Annotated in this window: 2 protein-coding genes; one reads left to right on the top strand and one right to left on the bottom strand. The window is 68.2% G+C overall.

The window, feature by feature from the left end; genetic code table 11:
• Nucleotides 1–1,444: hypothetical protein (locus EOA33_RS33650; protein ID WP_348628288.1), on the top strand; the 1,444-nt coding region annotated here is incomplete at its 5' end.
• 56 nt (nt 1,445–1,500) lie between these two features.
• Here EOA33_RS33650 and EOA33_RS33645 read toward each other — a convergent pair.
• On the bottom strand, nt 1,501–2,039 hold a 539-nt coding region (locus tag EOA33_RS33645; RefSeq protein WP_145989454.1), incomplete at its 5' end, for an ABC transporter ATP-binding protein.

The raw sequence follows: 2,039 nt of genomic DNA, 5'->3' as shown, positions 1-2,039 counted from the left end.
GTGTGTGTGTAGAAGGTGTTCGGTCATGAACTTCAAGAAGCTGATCAAGCGTGCCGATGAGGTGGACAGAGCTTTCGAGGAGCTCCAGACGGATTTGGCGGAAGCATTCGATGCCTGTCTCGATGAAGAGCTGCCATTGGAGGACGCCAGCGCCGGGGATGCCGATCCCACGGCGGAAGGCGACGGCCCACGGCCCGAGGCCGATGCGGACAGTCCCGAACACCCGCCACGGCTGACCCCGCACACGCAGACCCGGCTTGCCGCGCTCGGCGCCCTCGACGGCCTGTTCCGCGACGCGCAGGGGCATCTGGAGGAGATCTCCGGCAAGCTCTCCGAGGTCGCCACCTCGCACCATCTGACGCGTGAATTCCTCGGCATACTGCACGGCGACATCTTGCGCGCCAACGAGATGGAACTCACCAATGCCGGACTTGCCGGCGAGCAGCGTGCGCTGTCGGATCAACTCGCCGAGGCGGGGCGCAGGCAGCGCGAGCGCGACGGCGCCTTCGAGGCGCTGCAGCAGCGCGAGGCGGCCCTGGTGCAGGAGCGCGAGACGCTACGCGCGGCGCTCGCGGCGGCGAGGCTCGAGCTCGTCGAGGCGGCCAATGCCGGCGCCCGGCGCGAGGCCGAGTTCGGCGACATCGCCAAGCAGCTTTCGGCCAAGGCCGTCGAGGCCAACCGGAGTGCCAGCGAATGCAAGATGCTGAGGGAAAAGCAGGTCAGCCTGGCGATCGACCTCGACCAGTCGCAGAAGCGCGAGGCCGAGGCGCGCCACAAGCTGGACGAGGTCGCCGCCTCGCATGCCACCGACACGGCCCGCGTCACCGATCTGGTGGCGGCGCTCGGCCGGAGCGAGAAGGAGGAGGCGCGGCTGCAGAAGGCGCTGGAGAGCGCGCAGGCGAAGCTCCAGGAATCGGCCGAGGCGACCAATCTCATGAAGGGCGACCGCGAGGCCGAGCTTGCCCGCGGTCAAGCGGAGATGCGCGGCCTGCGTTCCGAGATCCAGGATCTGCAGGCGCGGCTGGAGCATGCCGCGAGCGAGACGAGCGAGGCGGCGGCCGAGATCGCCAGGCTCAAGGCGCAGGCCAGCGACGCGCTCGCCGAAAAGCAGATCGCCGACGAGAAGCTGGCGGCGCTGCGGAGCGAGAGCGAAACCGACAAGATGAACCTCTCGGCCATCAACGCCAATCTCTCGCAGCTTTCGCTGCAGCAGGCCTCCGAGCAGATCGAGCTCGATATTCAGAAGCAGGAATGCGAGGACCTGCGCGCCGAGGTCGCCACGCTCAACGCCCGCATCAAGGAACTGCTGCCCTATGAGCGCCTGCACCGGGTCACCGCCGCCAGGACCCGCGAGGACAATGTCGTCGAGATCGCCGGTGTGGTCGCCGATCCCGCGCACCCCACGCATCGCCGGCGGGCGCGCCGCCGGTTGCACGCGTCTTAGGTTCTGACGAGGCTTGGCCACCTCTCCCCCACCACCGTGGGGGCGAGGAAAACTCCTCACTCCGGCTGGTAGAGCTCGTCCATGCTGCGCGCGGCCAGCGTCGCGAACGGCGCCTGCTTCTTCACCCTGCCATGGTCGAGGATGACCACGTCGTCGCAGAACGAGATCGTTGAGTGGTGATGGCTGATGACCAGCGTCGTGCGCCGTCCGGCACGTGACTTCAGCGTTTCCACGATCGCCGCTTCCGACAGCCCATCGACCGCGTTGGTCGCTTCGTCGAGGATCAGTATGTCGGGGTCGCGCACCAGAGCCCGCGCCAGCGCGATGCGCTGCCGCTGCCCGGCCGACAGGTTGACGCCGCGATAGCCGGCGACCGTCTGGTAGCCCTGCGGCAGGCGCTCGATGAACTCATGCGCCTCGGCAAGCCGCGCCGCGCGCTCGGCGTCAGCGGCCGTGGCGGTGTCGTGGCCATAGGTGATGTTGTCGAGGATGGTGCCGTCGACCAACTCCAGCTCTTGGCTAGCCAAGGCGATGTGGCGGCGCCAGCCGGACGGATCGATCTGGTCAAGCGGCGCGGCTTGCCGAGGCGCATGAG

The sequence above is a fragment of the Mesorhizobium sp. M4A.F.Ca.ET.050.02.1.1 genome (assembly GCF_003997725.1).
Lineage (GTDB): Bacteria > Pseudomonadota > Alphaproteobacteria > Rhizobiales > Rhizobiaceae > Mesorhizobium.
This window is presented reverse-complemented; position numbering and strand designations above follow the sequence as displayed.